The sequence below is a fragment of the Pseudoflavonifractor sp. An176 genome (genome assembly GCF_002160435.1).
GTDB lineage: Bacteria > Bacillota > Clostridia > Oscillospirales > Oscillospiraceae > Enterenecus > Enterenecus faecium.
The window spans coordinates 1-19519 of the sequence record NZ_NFKO01000022.1; the positions used below are offsets into that span (position 1 = coordinate 1).

General features: G+C 54.1%; 9 protein-coding genes and 1 CRISPR repeat array (1 of these 10 cut by a window edge). Of the genes, 8 read left to right on the forward strand and 1 reads right to left on the reverse strand.

The genetic code is table 11. From position 1 onward, the window contains the following. A partial coding sequence (locus tag B5F12_RS08785; RefSeq protein WP_087233377.1) for a family 20 glycosylhydrolase occupies positions 1-3114 on the reverse strand: 3114 nt, incomplete at its 3' end. A 405-nt stretch (positions 3115-3519) separates the two neighbouring features. Here B5F12_RS08785 and B5F12_RS08790 point away from each other — a divergent pair. The 8 genes from B5F12_RS08790 (at position 3520) to cas2 (ending at position 12334) form a co-directional block, all read left to right on the forward strand. Beyond that, positions 3520-4404: a LysR family transcriptional regulator gene (locus B5F12_RS08790; protein ID WP_087233380.1), complete on the forward strand. Its 885-nt coding sequence runs from the start codon at positions 3520-3522 to the stop codon at positions 4402-4404. 160 nt (positions 4405-4564) lie between these two features. Continuing rightward, the gene (locus B5F12_RS08795) at positions 4565-6994 is read left to right on the forward strand and encodes a CRISPR-associated helicase/endonuclease Cas3 (protein ID WP_087233383.1); all 2430 of its coding nucleotides are present in this window, start codon (positions 4565-4567) and stop codon (positions 6992-6994) included. Beyond that, positions 6973-7701, forward strand: a complete 729-nt coding sequence (cas5c, locus tag B5F12_RS08800) for a type I-C CRISPR-associated protein Cas5c (protein ID WP_087233386.1) — start codon at positions 6973-6975, stop codon at positions 7699-7701. Before B5F12_RS08795 ends, cas5c begins: the two co-directional genes overlap by 22 nt. Beyond that, positions 7702-9504 carry a type I-C CRISPR-associated protein Cas8c/Csd1 gene (gene cas8c / locus B5F12_RS08805; protein WP_087233389.1) on the forward strand — a complete coding sequence of 601 codons (1803 nt, stop codon included), beginning with the start codon at positions 7702-7704 and terminating at the stop codon, positions 9502-9504. A gap of 2 nt (positions 9505-9506) precedes the next feature. Next, positions 9507-10346: a type I-C CRISPR-associated protein Cas7/Csd2 gene (gene cas7c, locus B5F12_RS08810; protein ID WP_087233392.1), complete on the forward strand. Its 840-nt coding sequence runs from the start codon at positions 9507-9509 to the stop codon at positions 10344-10346. Next, positions 10343-11011, forward strand: coding sequence for a CRISPR-associated protein Cas4 (cas4, locus tag B5F12_RS08815; protein WP_087233395.1), 669 nt, complete (start codon positions 10343-10345; stop codon positions 11009-11011). Before cas7c ends, cas4 begins: the two co-directional genes overlap by 4 nt. After that, positions 11008-12039, forward strand: a complete 1032-nt coding sequence (cas1c, locus tag B5F12_RS08820; RefSeq protein ID WP_087233398.1) for a type I-C CRISPR-associated endonuclease Cas1c — start codon at positions 11008-11010, stop codon at positions 12037-12039. Before cas4 ends, cas1c begins: the two co-directional genes overlap by 4 nt. A gap of 4 nt (positions 12040-12043) precedes the next feature. Next, positions 12044-12334 (forward strand): CRISPR-associated endonuclease Cas2, encoded by a 291-nt coding sequence (gene cas2 / locus B5F12_RS08825; protein WP_087233401.1) that lies wholly within the window; start codon positions 12044-12046, stop codon positions 12332-12334. Between the two features lie 180 nt (positions 12335-12514). Continuing rightward, positions 12515-19519: a CRISPR direct-repeat array (repeat unit 33 nt; unit sequence GTCGCACCCCACACGGGGTGCGTGGATTGAAAT); it runs 13606 nt beyond the window's last position.

Consider the following 19519-nt stretch of genomic DNA (forward strand, 5'->3'; position numbering starts at 1 on the left):
CATGTACTTGTCCTCGTCGGGAATCATGCCATCAGCCTTGTTGATGAGCTGCTCCAGCATGGTCTTGTCGCCCTGTACCAGGCCCAGACCCCAGATGCCCTCCAGCAGGTTATCCCAAGCAGCATCCACCTCAGTCTGGGTGGCGTTGGCATCGGCCATGACGGCCTCGGCCTCGGCCAGAGCCTTCTCAAAGGCGGCCTTGGCAGAGTCGGTGACACCGGTGGTGTCCAGACCCTTGGCATAGGAAATGGTCTTCTCCAGCAGGGTCTTGTTGGCGGGTTCGGAGTCCACGTCCACCAGGTCCTTCACCTCGTCGGCAGTCAAACTACGGTCGAAGACGCTCAGCTGGTCGATGGTAGCATTCAAGAAGCCACCGCCAGCCAGATTGACGGAATTGTTGCCGCCGATACGGTTCATAGGCCCGTTGATGGCCAAATCGATGTGATCCTGCTCCACACCATTGACGTACAGGGTGGTACCCTGATCGTTGCTGACAAAGGTCAGATGCACCCACTCATCCATGGGAGCGGAGTAGTCAAAGGTGGCATCCTCCACACCGTAGGCAGTAACACCTACCTTACCGGTGTTCTGGTACTGGTCCAGCTTGATCTCGCCGGTTGCGCCGGACATCAGCACGGCATTGTGCTCCACGCTCTCTCTGCGGTTGACCCACAGACCCACAGTCCAGTTCTTGTCCAGATCCCGGTAGCCCAATTCAATGCGGCCAGCGCCGCTAAAGTCCAGGCCACTGCCCATCTTACCGTCGGTCCAGGTGATGCCGTCACCCAGAGTGAAGGAGTGAGCACCGCTGGTGTCGGTGATCTGAGTGCCCTCGCCCTCGTCAAAGTTGAAGATCATCTCATTCTCGAAGCCGAACGCGTCTTCCTTCATGTCCACGATCTCCTCTGCACTCAGAGCACGATCATAGATCTGGACATCGTCCACAGCGCCCTTCATGTAGCCACGGTCGGACAGGCCATCCTTGTAGTTGGCACCGATGCGGCTGACAGGGCCGTTGATGGTGGCATCAATGTGGTCGGTCTCCACACCGTTGACGTACAGCGTGGTGCCCTGGTCGTTGGAAACAAAGGCCAGGTGGACCCACTCGCCGATGGGAGCGGCGTAATCGAAGGTGTAGTCGTCCACGCCGTAGGCGGTGAGGCCAACCTTACCAGTGTTCTTCCACTGCTCCAGTTTGATCTCGCCTTCGGTGCCTGCCAACAGCGCTGCGTTAGCGGCTCCGGAGTCCTCACGCTTGACCCACATACCGGCAGTCCAGTCGCCGCCGATGTCATCATACTTCAGGTCCACATAGCCAGAGCCGTCAAAGACCAGGCCGGAGCCGTAGCGGCCCTCGCCCCAGGTCACGCCGCCCACCATGGTGCCCTTGAAGTCACCCGTGGTGTCCTTCACGGTGGTGCCGGTGCCTTCATCCAAAGGCATGCGGAAGTTCACAGGCTTCTCCCAAATCAGGGTGTCTTCCTTGTAGCCGATCTCCAGGCTATCCAGACGGTCCTTGTGCTGAGCGATACGCTCTTTGTACTCGTCCCAGCTGCGGTTTTCCTTGGGAGTCCAGGCGACCTCAGCGATACCAGGCAGTCTGGGATAGTACATGTAGTCAATGTGTTCAGGATCGGCAATGGTCTCAGCCCACAAGGCACCTTCCACACCGATAAACTGGTCTGCACTGCCGAAATCGGTGGGGTCCCAGTTATAAGCATCGTCCACAGGGGCATATCCCGCCCACTGCAAGCCCAGAGGACAGCTGGCATCGTACTTCATGTCCAGATAGGCGTGGTCAGCAGGAGAGGCAACATACGTCACGCCGTCCAAGGCCCTCTGGTCTCCGGTGTTCCAATACTGAGTAATGGTATTTTCCTTGTCCTCCACGGCGGCATCATAGTTCTGCCAGCCAATGGGGGTCTTGCCGTACTTCTGAGCAATCTCCGTGACTCGATTGACAAAGTACACATAGTCGTCGTGATTGGTCACATGTGCCTCATCGCCGCCCACATGGATATACATGGAGGGAGATATCTCGGAGAGCTGACGGAACACCTCATCAATAAAGATGTAGGTATTCTCATTGCGGCACTCCAGAGAGGCCCAGCCCACATCCCAGCCCTGGTAGGGCTTGGTGTTGTCATATCCTCCGGCATGGGGCTTGCCGTCCTCCGAGGAGTTCAGCATAGGCATGGACACCAGAGCGGCCCAAGCATGGGCGGGCATGTCAAACTCAGGGATGATTTCCACGTTCCGCTCTGCGGCGTAGGCTACGATGTCCTTAAACTCCTCCTGGGTGTAGTAGCCGGCTCGCACGCCGTTGTGGTCACAGGAGGTGGAAGCACCCAGCTCCGTCAGGTTGCTGAAGTCCACGGGATTGCCGTCCTTGTCCACCACATCGGGGTTGTTCTTGATTTCCAAGCGCCAGCCCTGGTCATCACTGAGGTGCATGTGCAGCTTGTTGATCTTATACTGGGACATGTGGTCGATCTGTCGCTTTACCTCTTCTACCGGGAAGAAATGGCGGGACACATCCAAGTGCATACCACGATACCCGTAAGTGGGCTCGTCAGAAATGTCCGCACAGGGTGCGGTCCAGGCCACGTCGGACACCAGGGTGTCGCTCTCAATCTGGCCGGGGAACATCTGGCGCAGAGACTGCAGGCCGTAATACACGCCGCCTGCGCTCTTGGCGGTGATGGTCACACCGTCTGCGGTGACGGACAGCTGATAGCCTTCCTCCTCTGTCACAGCCTCACCATCCAGGCGGATGATGATATCTCCGCTCTTGCCTTCCTCACCCTGGACCACAGGCAGGTCATAGCCGGTGGACTTGCGGAATTCCGAGGCCACCACTTCGGTAGAGTCTGCCGCCTTCTCATCGGCCTGGGCCAGGACAAAGCGGGTCTCCGGCTTCAGGGTAAAGTTTCCCTGGGTCTCCTCATACTGCTGGGGCAAAGGAATGATGGTACATCCACCATTCTCCTCCCCTGCTGCCAGGGTCTGTGTACCCTGGGCAGACAGAGCGGTCGCCCGCAGAGACATGGGTGCCAAGCTCAGCAGCAGCGCTCCTGACAACAGCAGAGCTGCCCACCGTTTTTTGTTTCTCACGTTGCTCTCCTCCTTTGACTTCTTTTGAGTTTACGATGGCAATGCCGGCTTTTATTTAGGAAAACATCACGTCTTCCTCCACCGGCCACCCCATCGTTTTTCAGTCTAAGTATCTCATGTTCCCCAAAGACTGTAAAACAAAAGTTTTTTGTGCATGAACAACGCCTATTTGTATGGCAAGATTTCTTTGGGTAATTTGGCTGGTTTTCCCGGTCCGCTTTGTACAAACCTACATTTTTGTCGTATTTATCCTCCATTTCCACGAATTGTTTTTCATCATGTTGCATAGACACTCTTTTTTCTTGTCAATTTTTGTGAATATGTTATAATACAAATGGTCTTTCCAGATATTTGATAGTAAAATCCACCACACATTACTCCCTGTCATATGGAAGGTGACACTCTGTGAATGTAAAAAAACTCTATTATTTTTGTGAAATTTGCAAAGATATGAATCTGACTTATACGGCTAAACGGCTCTACGTCACGCAGCAAAGCCTGAGCTACGTCATCCGCACGCTGGAACAAGAGCTCAAGTGCACCCTGTTTATTCGCACTGCTTCGGGCGTAGATTTGACCGAGGAAGGCAAATATTTTTACCGCCGGTGCTCTCACATCCTCCAGGAGTTGGATGACACCTGTCAGGTGCTCCGCCAGGCATCATCGGAGTTTGCCGGAAATCTGCGCATCTCCTTAGCTCCCTGTTTCTATAACATGCTGCTTCATGCGCTCCCAGATTCCTGCGGGTCCTCTCCCGTGGTCTACACCTATTGCAGCGACTACTTCTGTCTGGAGCACCTGCAAAACCACCAGGCCGATGCCACCCTTCTCCCCTATCTTCCCTCTGAGCCTGGCCTATCCTCCACCCTTCTGGGCTATATCCCCATCTCTGTGATTCTCTCTCTGAATCATCCGTTGGTGCGGCGCACATCGGTACCAACCTCTGATCTATCTCAAGAGCCGCTGTTTCTCCCTGAGCAGTATCAGCCCATCTATGAGGCTCTGTTTGCCCGGTACCCCACCCTTCCCACCGCTTTCAGCCGCACCCTCTCTCTGCCCTCCCCCCTTGCCGCCATCCACAAGTGCGCCCAGGGAGACGGCGTAGTGCTCATGGATGAGCAAGCCCTGTCCAATTGTACCGTTCCCCTCCCAGCCGTCCGTGCCCTTCCTATGTCTGACCCGCTGTTTGTGCCCCTCTACTGTGTCTCTGCGCAAAAACAACATTCTCCACCCCTCCAGTCCTTCATTGACCGCATTCAGCTGGCGCTGAAGGCGTCTCAGTCCGTATAACTCGGGATATCTTAATAAGCACAGACAACCGCTGTTTGCATGGAAGAATGCAGACAGCGGTTTTTCCATAACACACACTGTTTTATCATCTTGCCTTTTTCCAACATTTTGGTATAATGTGTAGTATATACAGTTTTTTCTTCATATCGGAGCTGATGTTATGCATATTCACCCTGCCCATATTCGTATTGAGCACATGGACAACTCGTCCATAGAGCACATACAACCCGCCTGGCGTCACTGTCGAAATACTGCCAGATTTGCCTCATGGGCACTTTCACCCATTTCCTTATCTGATACTGCCTATTTGTCCGGACTTCTTCATGATTGCGGAAAATTTACCTGCGCTTTTGAATCGTACCTAAGAAAAGCCGCACACGGTGAAAAGGTCATCCGAGGCTCTGTAAACCACACGTTTGTAGGGGTGCGATATCTGCTCAGAAACCACCACTCGCCCCAAATTACCACCTCTGACATCGTCAGTGAGTTGCTGGCCTATGCCGTAGGCGCACATCATGGCCTCTTTGACTTGGCAAGAGGCCATGACACCTCCGGCTTTGCACACCGTCTGCAAGCTTCTCCTGATTTGCTCTACGAACAGGAGGCTCTCAATAACTTTTGGATGGAATGCAGCACGCCCGAGGAAATCCAACAGCTTTTTCTCCGCAGTACGGATGAATTGGCCGCCACATTTCAAACTCTGATGTCACTATCCCAATCCCAAGAGGAGCATGTTCCGTTTTACATGGGACTGCTATCCAGACTTATCCTATCCGCTGTCATTCAGGGAGATCGCAGGGATACGGCGGAATTCATGACACAAACCTCCCAACCGTTTTTTCCACAATGCGGAAACACAAACTTGGACACCTGGTCCGCTTCCCTCGCCTATATGGAGCAGAAATTGGGGGAATTCCCCCAAGAGTCCCCAATCCAACTGGCGAGAAATCGTATTTCAGAACTTTGTCTCCACATGGGCACATCGGACCGTGGACTGTATTCACTGAATGTGCCCACTGGTTCAGGGAAAACCCTATCCTCCCTTCGCTTTGCCCTGGCCCACAGCAAGCACCAAAACATGCAGCGAATTTTCTTCATCATGCCACTTCTCTCCATTATAGAACAAAATAGTGATGTCATCCGCGAGTTTGTTGGCAACCCTTCTCTCGTCTTAGAGCATCATTCCAACGTCGTTGCGCCACAGGACGATGATGATAGCTTACACACCCAGGAGCTTCTTACAGAAGATTGGAGTGCGCCCATCGTCATTACCACTTTAGTCCAATTTTTGGAGACACTCTTTTCCGGCAGAACCACTTCCATCCGACGCTTTCACGCTCTTTGTGACAGTGTGATTGTCATAGACGAGGTGCAGAGTGTCCCTGGACATATGCTCACCTTGTTCAATTTGGCACTTAACTTTTTAACAACGGTGTGCAAGGCAACGGTGGTGCTGTGCTCTGCAACACAACCTACCTTCGAGAAGACCATTCATCCGTTGTACCGCTCTCCCACCCCCATTGTCCCCTACGACAAGAGTTTATGGGCCGTCTTTGAGCGTACCACCATCCAGTATGCAGGCTCCATGACATGTGCCGAAATATCCGAGTTTCTCTTACAGCTTTTGCCCCAACACCGTAGTGTTCTCATCATTTGCAACAAAAAAAGTACCGCTGCCCAGCTCTATGCTTCTGTTTCATCTGACAGCTTTGCCAGCTGTTATCACCTTTCCGCTTCCATGTGCATGGCTCATCGCCGCTCTACATTGGAACAGATGAATGCCGCACTTCGCGACCCACAAAAGCTGGTAATCTGTATCTCCACCCAAGTCATAGAAGCTGGGGTTGACATCTCCTTTGGTTGCGTTGTCCGTCTTACGGCCGGAATGGACAGCATTATCCAGGCTGCAGGCCGATGCAACAGAAACAAGGAATCCACCCAGCCAGCTCCCGTATATATCGTTGGCTGTGTAGACGAGCACCTCACACACCTGCGGGAAATTCAAGCAGCGCAACATGCCACCGAATGTCTCTTGGCTGCCTTTGAAAAAGACCCCCAGGCGTTCCACCACAGTCTGACCTCTGACGAGTCGATTTCTTACTACTACCACCAACTATATCGAAGTATGCCAGATGAATACCAGGATTTCAAACTTCCAACCATGAGGACCAGCATTTATTCCTTGCTATCCAATAATAAAGATTTGGTATCCGATGAAAGCTGTCAGTTTTTTATGCAGCAGGGATTCCAGACTGCCGGAGCCCAGTTCTCCGTATTTGACACTCAAACCGTGGATGTCTTGGTCCCCTATGGGGAAGGTTCCTCTATTATCGCTGATTTTTGCTCCGAACAAGCCATGTACGACATATCCTTCCAGCTATCCCTTGTCCAAAGAGTCAAGCCATACACCATATCCCTGCTGCAATACCAAAGGCAACAATTAGAACAAAGCGGAGCTCTGACCCCCATCTGCCATGGAACCATGCTGGCATTGAACGAGGCATATTACCATGAGCATATCGGACTGGTCATGAACCCCACAAACGAAAACTCACTGGAGGTGACCGCATGCGACATCCTAATATTGTAGAATTTGAGGTTTGGGGAGATTACGGACTCTTTGCAGAGCCTATCCTCCGGGTAGGCGGAGAAAAATGTACTTATCAGGTTCCAACCTACGAGACACTCAAGGGCATCCTGTCCTCAGTGTACTGGAAACCCACTTTGATTTGGTATATTGACGCTGTCCGAGTCATGAATCAAATTCAGACAGAGGTCAAAGGAATTCGTCCCATCCACTACAACGATAGCAGAAACGAACTCTCCTACTACACCTATCTTAAAAACTGTCGGTATCAGGTTCGTGCTCACTTTGAATGGAACGAAAATCGGCCGGAATTAGCCAAAGACCGCAACGAAAACAAACACCACGAGATTGCAAAGCGTATGATTACAAAAGGCGGACGGCGGGATATTTTTTTGGGAACACGGGAGTGCCAGGGGTATGTGGCGCCTTGTGTATTCGGCGAAGGCGAAGGGTTCTACGACAGCCTCGCAGAACTGAGCTTTGGATTGATGTATCACGGCATCACCTACGCCGACGAGGCTTACTCCACACAAACTCAGGCAGCCATGACCGCTCACTTTTGGTACCCAGTGATGAAAAACGGAGTCATTTCCTTTTTGCGTCCCGAAAGCTGTCCGCTGCATAAACGACTGGGTGATATGCGCATGAAAGTGTTCGGTGCAGATACAGGAAATTTTTCAGGCTCACGTGAATTTGGGGAGGTGACATAAGTGGGATTATTCCAAAAAGCAGTGGAAACCTATGATTCTTTTATCCAACAGGCGGGACATATCACCGAAGGAGAGGAACCTTTAGCACCATGTTTTCACACGCTAACCCGAGCAGATTTAGACATTACAGTTGGCTCAGATGGTGCATTCATATCTGCTTCTGCCGTAGATAAAACTGAATCAAAAATTATCATTCCGGTCACGGAGGAATCCGCCAGACGCACCTCACATCCCTGTGCACACCCTCTCAGCGACCAACTGAAGTATCTGGCCTCCTATGATGAAAAACGCCACGAAGACTACCTAAAGCAATTGACAGACTGGAGCAATTCCCCCTATACACACCCGAAACTCGCCCCAATTCTGCGTTATATTCAAGGGGATACCATTTTAACCGATCTTCTCCGCGCCAATCTCATTAAGATAAATGAGCATAGTCTCCCTGTAAAGGACGACCTGCTGGTGCGCTGGCGGGTCATTGGTCTGGGCAAAGATTTGGACGGCCCTTGTTGGACAGACAAAAGTTTGTTCGAAGCTTTTCGGAAATATATCGTCCACTGCAAAATGACTGCCTGTCCCGTTCTCTGTATGATAGAGGGCACTCTGTCTACTCCCGCTGAAAAGCATCCCAAGGGCGTTGTCCCCTTCCACGGAAATGCCAAGCTGATTTCCGATAATGACAAAGACAATTTCACCTTTCGAGGCCGCTTTGTGACCTCTCAGCAGGCAGCTACAGTCGGCTACGAGGCATCACAAAAAGCCCACAACGCCCTTCGCTGGCTTGTGGCAAACCAAAAAGTTTCATTCGGTGGAAGGACTTTTTTATGTTGGTGTCCCCAGGGTATGGTGATTCCCAAACCCCACAATCCTCTGATGCCGCAACATCAGCAATCACAATCGGTAAAACCGTCAGACTATCAGCGGCTTCTAAAGGAGGCTTTGGAGGGCTGGAAGAATTCCCTGCATGCAATCCACCCTCAGGCTGTGATTGCAGTCTTTGATGCAGCAACTTCTGGCCGTCTCTCTTTGACATACTACAATGAACTGCAGGCTTTTGACTTTGTCAATCGCCTCTACCAGTGGGACCGCATCTGCTGTTGGACCTTTCAGAACATCGGTGTGAACTCCCCATCTCTATGGCAAATTATAAATTGCGCCTTTGGCACCGAGCGAAGTGCTGGAAACGCACCCCAATTAGAAACCGACGACAGGGTGTTGCGCCAGCAAATGCAGCGCCTGTTGGCCTGCCGCATTGAGCAGGCACACATCCCCTCAGATGTGGTTCAGCTTCTTGTGCAGAGAGCTTCGACCCCTCAGTCGTACACGCCAAAAACCAGAGAGAAAATCTTATTCACCGCTTGTGCCGTAATTCGCAAATTTCACTATGACAGGACAAAGGAGGAATGGGGCATGGCACTAGAGCCTCAAAAAAAGGACCGGAGCTACCAATATGGACGCCTATTGGCTGTGTTGGAGAAAGCCGAACGGGATACATATCGAGACAATGAAGAGCGTGAGCCCAATGCAATCCGAATGCAGTCGGTCTTTTCCCAGCGCCCTCAGCGCACAGCTCGTACCATATGGGAACAGGTGAAAAAAGCATACTACCCTCGCCTGAAGCCAGCTTCCCGTGCTTTCTATGAAAAGCTACTATGTGAAATTCTGGACATCATCTCAGAGTTTCCCGATGAGCAACAAAATCGCCCTCTGTCCGACAGTTACCTCCTGGGGTATTATCTCCAGAGAAACAGCTTGTATGCCAAGCGAGAGAACCACACAGAGAACAATAAGGAGGAATCATAATCATGGGTGTACTGCAGAATAAAATTGATTTCGTGGCGCTGGTATCCGCTCACATGGCCAATGTCAACGGCGACCCGCTCAACGGGAATCGTCCCAGAACGGACTATAACGGGTTTGGTGAGATGTCTGATGTGTGCATCAAGCGCAAAATCCGCAACCGGATGCAGGACTTAGGTCATTCCATCTTTGTGAAATCCGAGGACCGCTGTGACGACGGATTTAGCAGCTTGAAGGAACGTGCAGCTGCCCAAATGGGCAAAGAGAAGGACAAAGACATCTATGCACAAAAAGCCTGTGAGGCTTGGCTAGACGTCCGCACATTTGGACAGGTGTTTGCATTCAAAGGAAATAACGAAGTGTCCTTGGGTATCCGTGGTCCAGTTTCCATTCACCAGGCTGTCAGTGTCTCTCCTGTGGAGATACAGTCCATGCAAATTACGAAAAGTGTAAACGGAGACTCCAGTGAAAAGCGGTCATCTGACACCATGGGCTCCAAGCATTTTGTGAGATTCGGCTTGTACATTGTCAAAGGCTCCATCAATGTCCAACTTGCTGAGAAAACCGGATTTACAGAGGAGGATGCACAGGTCATCAAAGAATGTCTGCGTACGCTTTTCGTCAACGATGCCTCTTCTGCCCGCCCAGACGGCTCAATGGAAATCGTCAAGCTGTTTTGGTTCCAGCATAATTGCAAAGACGGGCAATACTCTTCTGCCACAGTACATCGTTCCGTACATGTTGCTTTGAAGGAGGAGAGCATCCTCCCAGAAAGTGTGGACGATTATACCATTGAATTGGAACCTTTGGATGGTCTCGTCCCTGAGATTATGGTAGGGTTATGAGCAGTTGCAGCCAGGAAGAGTATCTCCCGCTCTCCGGCCTCCAGCATTTCGCCTTTTGTCGGCGGCAATGGGCGCTGATTCACATCGAGCAGCTGTGGAAGGAAAATCTGCGCACGGTGGAGGGGCAGCTGCTCCACCACCGTGCCCACGATGAGACCCAGCGGGAACGGCGGGGAAATTTGCTCATCCTCCGAGGCCTTGCCATCCAATCGCCCACGCTGGGTGTCTCCGGTGTCTGCGATGTGGTGGAATTTCATGCCTCACCCCAGGGTGTCCCCATTCACGGGGAAGAAGGGCTTTGGCTGCCCTATCCTATTGAATACAAGCGGGGAAAACCAAAATCCAACCAGGCCGATGAGCTGCAATTGTGTGCCCAAGCCATGTGTCTGGAGGAAATGCTGTGCTGCTCCATTCAGGAAGGGGCTCTCTTTTACGGAGAAACCAAGCGGAGAACCGTGGTTTCGTTTGTCCCTGCATTGCGGGAACAGGTGGTTTCCCTGCTCCAGGAGATGCACCAGCTCTATCGACGGGGCTATACCCCCAAGTGCAAACCCACCAAGTCCTGCAATGCCTGTTCCCTGAAAGAGCTGTGCCTTCCCAAACTCATGAAGAAACAGAATGTATCGGCCTATCTGCGCTCAGCCATGGAGGAGGACGTGCCATGAGACAACTGCTCAATACCCTGTTTATCACCTCACCCGATATTTACTTATCTCTGGATGGGGAAAATGTGGTGGCCAATCGGGAAAAGGAAGTCCTGGCCCGGTATCCTCTGCATACCTTGTCCGGCATTCTCTCCTTCTCCTACTCCGGTGCCTCTCCCGCCCTCATGGGTGCCTGCGCCAAACGAAATATCTCCCTGTCCTTTTGCTCTCCCAACGGACGGTTTCTGGCCCGAGTATGTGGGGAAAGCAGCGGAAATGTGCTTCTTCGCCGCACGCAATATCGAATTGCCGACGCCCCCGCCTCCAGCTGCCGAATTGCACGCAATATGATCTTCGGAAAAGTCCACAATGCCCGTTGGAGCATTGCCCGAACCAAACGAGACCACGCTCTGCGTGTGAATGTGGACGATTTAGCGCAGACCATTGAAACCCTCAAAGGATTACTGCCTCAAATTCTCTCCGAGACCGATCTGGACGCTCTGCGTGGACTGGAAGGAGCCGGAGCTACCGCCTACTTTCACGCCTTTGGCCAGATGATTTTGGGGGATCCCACTGTATTCTCCTTCCATGGCAGAAATCGCAGACCACCGCTGGACCCAGCCAACGCTCTACTGTCTTTTGCCTACAGCCTTCTGGGTAACGACTGCGCCTCTGCCTTGGAAGGGGTGGGTTTGGACGCCTATGTGGGATTCCTCCACCGAGACCGCCCCGGGCGAACCTCTCTGGCTTTGGACTTGATGGAGGAATTACGTCCGTGTATGGCAGAACGCTTTGTCCTGACCTGCATCAACAACCGCATCTTCCAGGCCCAGAATTTCGTCTATCAAGAGAGCGGAGCCGTTCGTCTCACCGATGAAGCCCGGCGCATCTTCCTGCAACGGTGGCAAGAGCGAAAAAAGGAGCTCATCACCCATCCATATCTGGAGGAGAAAATTCCTTGGGGGCTGGTTCCATGGGTGCAGGCTCTCTTGCTCAGCCGTCATCTCAGGGGCGACTTGGAGGAGTATCCGCCGTTTCTCTGGAGGTAGAAACATGCTGGTTCTGATTACGTATGACGTGAATACCCAGGATGCCGCTGGGCGCAAGCGGCTGCGGCAAATCGCCAAACAATGTGTCAACTACGGACAACGTGTCCAATGTTCTGTGTTCGAGTGCCTGCTGGACGCTGCGCAATGTCGTATGCTTCAGGCCAAGCTGTGCAGCATTATGGATGCCGAGAAAGACAGCCTGCGTTTTTACTACCTGGGCAACAAATATGAGAGTAAAATCGAACACTTCGGTGCCAAACAAACCTATGAACCTGAGGGTGCGTTTATCTTATAGGTTTGCCAGGTGCGAAGGGGAAGCTCTCATAACATCCCTGGGAGGTTCGCACACGCATTTTTCCAATTTATGTGAGGAGTAGAGATTTTCTCACCTTCGCAATTGTAACACTTAGAATTTATGCTGTGCAATCTATGCAAGGAACACAACGATTCACCCCGCACCTTGTATAGATTTGCTGTCGCACCCCACACGGGGTGCGTGGATTGAAATCATCCTCCTTTTAATTCGGGCCAAACTCTGGCCTGTCGCACCCCACACGGGGTGCGTGGATTGAAATTTGTCCTGGAGCACCGTATAGCCGCACAGCAGGGCGTCGCACCCCACACGGGGTGCGTGGATTGAAATAAATTGATATATAGATCTTTCTTATCCTGGAGCACGTCGCACCCCACACGGGGTGCGTGGATTGAAATTACAGGTCCAAAGCATGGCAGGCCTGCCGGGCAGTCGCACCCCACACGGGGTGCGTGGATTGAAATCTCCTTGTCCCACTCGTCCGGGCTATCCAGCTGGTAGTCGCACCCCACACGGGGTGCGTGGATTGAAATTTGGTGTCCTGCCATGGGTTGGGCCGGTAGGCCAGCGTCGCACCCCACACGGGGTGCGTGGATTGAAATATTCCCGGCAATGTGTCCTACCCTGTGGAGAAAACGTCGCACCCCACACGGGGTGCGTGGATTGAAATCAAGAGTGTGGCTGCCCGCAATCTCCACGAGGAGAGTCGCACCCCACACGGGGTGCGTGGATTGAAATCTCAAGAATGGCAGAGGCGGTGGCGCTAAGTGACCAAGTCGCACCCCACACGGGGTGCGTGGATTGAAATTTTGCCACTCCCGGTACCATGAGTGACCGCAGGGTCGCACCCCACACGGGGTGCGTGGATTGAAATAAACTGGTGCAAATAAGGTTTCTGCCGCAGCTGACGTCGCACCCCACACGGGGTGCGTGGATTGAAATAACTTCTCCAAGGCTCCCGTGGTGGAGAGTGATGGGTCGCACCCCACACGGGGTGCGTGGATTGAAATATGACTACGGCGTGGACGACGGTGAGCGGGGCGATAGGTCGCACCCCACACGGGGTGCGTGGATTGAAATTGAGGGAAGGCGGTACCATTGGAGAATGGGCAGCGTCGCACCCCACACGGGGTGCGTGGATTGAAATAATATAGCGGTCGATGGCGGCGCCGACAGTGAGGGAGTCGCACCCCACACGGGGTGCGTGGATTGAAATTGTTTGCTTCGACTTCGAAAAACTAAAAACGAAAGTCGCACCCCACACGGGGTGCGTGGATTGAAATCCTGATACTCTCAAGATTGAGAGCCTGGCGGACAGGTCGCACCCCACACGGGGTGCGTGGATTGAAATAATTTTGCCAAGGCTCCCACCGTGGAAAGCGATGTCGCACCCCACACGGGGTGCGTGGATTGAAATCGGGCTTCGGCCTTTGTTCCCCGCCTCTACCGGCACGTCGCACCCCACACGGGGTGCGTGGATTGAAATAATCTGAAAAATGTGCACTATGCGCCCATGACTGCGTCGCACCCCACACGGGGTGCGTGGATTGAAATCAGTGGGCGGCACCCCGTCTCCTGTGTGGGCCAAGCGTCGCACCCCACACGGGGTGCGTGGATTGAAATCAGCACCTAATGTGTCCAACTTGGACACAAGGGAGTCGCACCCCACACGGGGTGCGTGGATTGAAATAATTTTGCCAAGGCTCCCACCGTGGAAAGCGATGGTCGCACCCCACACGGGGTGCGTGGATTGAAATCCGGCTGGACCTCCACAACCGAGAGCGAGGGCCGCGTCGCACCCCACACGGGGTGCGTGGATTGAAATCAGCACCTAATGTGTCCAACTTGGACACAAGGGAGTCGCACCCCACACGGGGTGCGTGGATTGAAATAACCAGGATGGGCTGACTGTAAGCAAGACAGGCAGTCGCACCCCACACGGGGTGCGTGGATTGAAATTATGCCGATGGTATCGTCTATTGGCAGTCCAGCTCGTCGCACCCCACACGGGGTGCGTGGATTGAAATACACCCTGGTTGTGGCAAAACCAGCAACCGCCCCTGGTCGCACCCCACACGGGGTGCGTGGATTGAAATTCTTTGAGCCGCATGGGCAGGAACAGGCCCACCGTCGCACCCCACACGGGGTGCGTGGATTGAAATCCATCCTCACCAGGCCTTTTCCCAACTGCCAGAGTCGCACCCCACACGGGGTGCGTGGATTGAAATATAATGGTTTCGGGCGCAACTCCGAGAACCTTAGGTCGCACCCCACACGGGGTGCGTGGATTGAAATCAAAGCAAGCTAGAGGGCTGTACAAACGTGGTTGTCGCACCCCACACGGGGTGCGTGGATTGAAATAAGATGGCCCTGACCGATGCAATCAGCGTTGCCGTCGCACCCCACACGGGGTGCGTGGATTGAAATTCCTTTCCTAGCCCCCGCAAGGGGGCGCATGCCGGGGGTCGCACCCCACACGGGGTGCGTGGATTGAAATAACTTGGCACTGTGTGTGCGAATTGCAACGACCCGTCGCACCCCACACGGGGTGCGTGGATTGAAATCTTTCTCTCCCCCGGTCATTGACACGGTGGAGTCGTCGCACCCCACACGGGGTGCGTGGATTGAAATCAAAGCACCGTCAACGATAACCCCGGCATTCTCCGTGTCGCACCCCACACGGGGTGCGTGGATTGAAATTTTCCCGGCTTGCCATTGAACTTCCCCCGGTCTGTCGCACCCCACACGGGGTGCGTGGATTGAAATTCCAGTCGTCCAGTTCAGCTGACCGCCGTACACGGTCGCACCCCACACGGGGTGCGTGGATTGAAATGTCTTGTGAAATTGACGATAGAGTTTTAAGCTTGTGTCGCACCCCACACGGGGTGCGTGGATTGAAATTGCATTGCCAAGATGGTGGGCACAGCCCCCCTATGTCGCACCCCACACGGGGTGCGTGGATTGAAATATCCAGATTCGGAAATCGGTGTCGATGGGGTATGTCGCACCCCACACGGGGTGCGTGGATTGAAATACCGCCTAATGGAGAAAAAAAGGAGGAAGAAAAATGGTCGCACCCCACACGGGGTGCGTGGATTGAAATGGTCAACTTGATTTGCACGCCATCATCATACCCGTCGCACCCCACACGGGGTGCGTGGATTGAAATTTCCAGTCGTCCAAGGTCAGCCCGCCCGGGATGCATGTCGCACCCCACACGGGGTGCGTGGATTGAAATCAAAGTCAAAAACCGGTATAGAAGTGACTGTTTTTGTCGCACCCCACACGGGGTGCGTGGATTGAAATCCCTGTCGTCCTTTTTGGTGATGCCCGTCTCAAGTCGCACCCCACACGGGGTGCGTGGATTGAAATACTGTCAAAGAATGCACCGTAGGTGCGGCACTCGGTCGTCGCACCCCACACGGGGTGCGTGGATTGAAATAAGCGGCCCACGACAAATACAGCGTCGCCCTTTCGTCGCACCCCACACGGGGTGCGTGGATTGAAATCAGCTCCTCCAGTTTGTCGGCCTGGTCGGTGAGTTGGGTCGCACCCCACACGGGGTGCGTGGATTGAAATCTCCACGGTCTGGATGCCCAAAAGAACCTCGGGACGTCGCACCCCACACGGGGTGCGTGGATTGAAATCATCGACCTCAAGTCCACTGGCGTGGCCCCCACCGTCGCACCCCACACGGGGTGCGTGGATTGAAATACCGCCTTCGCTCCGGTGATGACCTGGGCTTTGGAGTCGCACCCCACACGGGGTGCGTGGATTGAAATCTCAATTCGCCTTTGCGGGTCGGTGTAGGGGTATTGTCGCACCCCACACGGGGTGCGTGGATTGAAATATTAACGGCATGATCATGCCCGGCACCATCGGCGTCGCACCCCACACGGGGTGCGTGGATTGAAATATCCTCACCCGTCTGGAACTGCCGGATTTCCCAGTCGCACCCCACACGGGGTGCGTGGATTGAAATCCCATGGGCAATAAAAATTCACGGACTTCCCGGAAGTCGCACCCCACACGGGGTGCGTGGATTGAAATACTTTGCTGTCCGGCATATTCCCGAGAGACACTGGTCGCACCCCACACGGGGTGCGTGGATTGAAATAACGGCGGCATCAGAACCAGCTGCGGACGTTGTAGCGTCGCACCCCACACGGGGTGCGTGGATTGAAATTACGGAATCCTGGGCGACGTGGACACAGCAACAGGTCGCACCCCACACGGGGTGCGTGGATTGAAATCCGTCCAGGTCAGTGATCTGGTGCAGTTGTGGAGTGGTCGCACCCCACACGGGGTGCGTGGATTGAAATAGCGAAAACACGGGATGGAGAGTGGATGCCAAGCGTCGCACCCCACACGGGGTGCGTGGATTGAAATAACGAAAAACTCGCCGCATGCTCCGACGAATCCGAGTCGCACCCCACACGGGGTGCGTGGATTGAAATAGAGCGTCAGCGAGTACGCCAACAACCGTACCTGGTCGCACCCCACACGGGGTGCGTGGATTGAAATACGGAATCGAACTCTATTGCAGCGTGTGGGGTGGTCGCACCCCACACGGGGTGCGTGGATTGAAATACTCACTGGCCGAAAATGGGGGCAGGTGTATATTGTCGCACCCCACACGGGGTGCGTGGATTGAAATATCAAAAGGGCAACGGGCCGCCCATGTCGTCCAGGTCGCACCCCACACGGGGTGCGTGGATTGAAATCTCCAAATAATTTTTGCCAATAAGCTTGATAAACGTCGCACCCCACACGGGGTGCGTGGATTGAAATTCTTAACGCCAGATACCATGGACTTGATACCATTGTCGCACCCCACACGGGGTGCGTGGATTGAAATCAGGTACTCTCCAAGGCTGGTCATGAGAGACGATGGTCGCACCCCACACGGGGTGCGTGGATTGAAATCCGAGGCCACAAATGATGTTGCATGATATACTCGGTCGCACCCCACACGGGGTGCGTGGATTGAAATTTGTTGCTCCACCACACGACGCTGGGTGACTCGAGTCGCACCCCACACGGGGTGCGTGGATTGAAATATTTCCCTACTGCGCTCCCTCCCAGAGGATTGCGAGTCGCACCCCACACGGGGTGCGTGGATTGAAATCTCGATGGTGCACCCAAATCTGGCGGCAGCGTGAAGTCGCACCCCACACGGGGTGCGTGGATTGAAATTTTGTCGGCCACAAGCGCGCTGTGGATGTTCCCGGTCGCACCCCACACGGGGTGCGTGGATTGAAATATCCTCGGAGATTCCGGCCCAGTTCAGAGCGTCAGCAAGTCGCACCCCACACGGGGTGCGTGGATTGAAATAGAATGGGAAGGTCATCCAAAACAGATTGATAATGTCGCACCCCACACGGGGTGCGTGGATTGAAATTGTACGCCTACCTGTATCAGCTCAGATACTGCATCGTCGCACCCCACACGGGGTGCGTGGATTGAAATGCCAGCAACTGTGAGGCCTCTGTGGCGGTGTCAACGGTCGCACCCCACACGGGGTGCGTGGATTGAAATCGATTTTGCCGAATGCATTTTGCCAAAAAGGCAAAGTCGCACCCCACACGGGGTGCGTGGATTGAAATTGTTGCTGTTCGTCGTCGCCCCGTGCGCTGACGGCGTCGCACCCCACACGGGGTGCGTGGATTGAAATTGCTTGGCCTGTCCGCACCCGGAAGAGCCGTGCGTCGCACCCCACACGGGGTGCGTGGATTGAAATTCCAAGGCCAAGGGAGCCGCACTGGTAGACAGGAAGTCGCACCCCACACGGGGTGCGTGGATTGAAATCTAGGTTGGGGCGGTCAATAGTAGACGCTGAAGTGGTCGCACCCCACACGGGGTGCGTGGATTGAAATAATTATGCCTTAACAGCAAAAGACCGAAAGTCGAGTCGCACCCCACACGGGGTGCGTGGATTGAAATACCGCCTAATGGAGAAAAAAAGGAGGAAGAAAAAGTCGCACCCCACACGGGGTGCGTGGATTGAAATATATGTGGTAAAGGGCAAGCCTGCGTGGAGTGGCTCGTCGCACCCCACACGGGGTGCGTGGATTGAAATAGAATCTCAATTTGCATCTTATTTTTGTCAATCATGGTCGCACCCCACACGGGGTGCGTGGATTGAAATCATCGTCGTTGAAGTCAGTGCACCCAGCTCCGGTCGCACCCCACACGGGGTGCGTGGATTGAAATTCCCTCGTGCTTTATATACAGCTCAATTGCAACAAGTCGCACCCCACACGGGGTGCGTGGATTGAAATCGTGTTGCTTGCACTCTTGGACCACCAGATCAACAGTCGCACCCCACACGGGGTGCGTGGATTGAAATTCTGCGTAGGCATTGCCTCCGGCGGAGGCGCCCAGGGTCGCACCCCACACGGGGTGCGTGGATTGAAATTGCACGGAACTTGTGACCTTGCCCAGCACTTGCGTCGCACCCCACACGGGGTGCGTGGATTGAAATGGAATCACCCCACACGCTGCAATAGAGTTCGATTCGTCGCACCCCACACGGGGTGCGTGGATTGAAATTCGCTCGTTCCTGTAGAACAGATTGTAAATCAACAGGTCGCACCCCACACGGGGTGCGTGGATTGAAATTGCTCAGAATTTTGTGAGCTGTGAAAAATCGCTCAAGTCGCACCCCACACGGGGTGCGTGGATTGAAATCAGATACATTCGGCGCAGAAAACCCGTAGCCTCCACGTCGCACCCCACACGGGGTGCGTGGATTGAAATAGGTTGATGCCGGTGGTGTCGCTCCAGGGCTTGCCGGTCGCACCCCACACGGGGTGCGTGGATTGAAATCTGGGCCCGTAGTATGTGCGGACATCCAGGTACAGTCGCACCCCACACGGGGTGCGTGGATTGAAATCTGGGCCCGTAGTATGTGCGGACATCCAGGTACACGGTCGCACCCCACACGGGGTGCGTGGATTGAAATCACCGCCCGGTCCAACTCGCTTTGTTTCATACCCCGGTCGCACCCCACACGGGGTGCGTGGATTGAAATAAGTCTCTTTGCGGCGTCAGCGTACCCGGAAACAGCGTCGCACCCCACACGGGGTGCGTGGATTGAAATGTGGCAGTGCATTTTTTATTGCTCCGCCTCCGCCGTCGCACCCCACACGGGGTGCGTGGATTGAA

Bases quoted from the DNA above. Each gene is read 5' to 3' on its own strand.
- B5F12_RS08795 (WP_087233383.1), top strand. From the start codon at position 4,565: ATGCATATTCACCCTGCCCATATTCGTATTGAGCACATGGACAACTCG.
- cas5c (WP_087233386.1), top strand. From the start codon at position 6,973: ATGCGACATCCTAATATTGTAGAATTTGAGGTTTGGGGAGATTACGGA.
- cas7c (WP_087233392.1), top strand. From the start codon at position 9,507: ATGGGTGTACTGCAGAATAAAATTGATTTCGTGGCGCTGGTATCCGCT.
- cas4 (WP_087233395.1), top strand. From the start codon at position 10,343: ATGAGCAGTTGCAGCCAGGAAGAGTATCTCCCGCTCTCCGGCCTCCAG.
- cas1c (WP_087233398.1), top strand. From the start codon at position 11,008: ATGAGACAACTGCTCAATACCCTGTTTATCACCTCACCCGATATTTAC.
- cas2 (WP_087233401.1), top strand. From the start codon at position 12,044: ATGCTGGTTCTGATTACGTATGACGTGAATACCCAGGATGCCGCTGGG.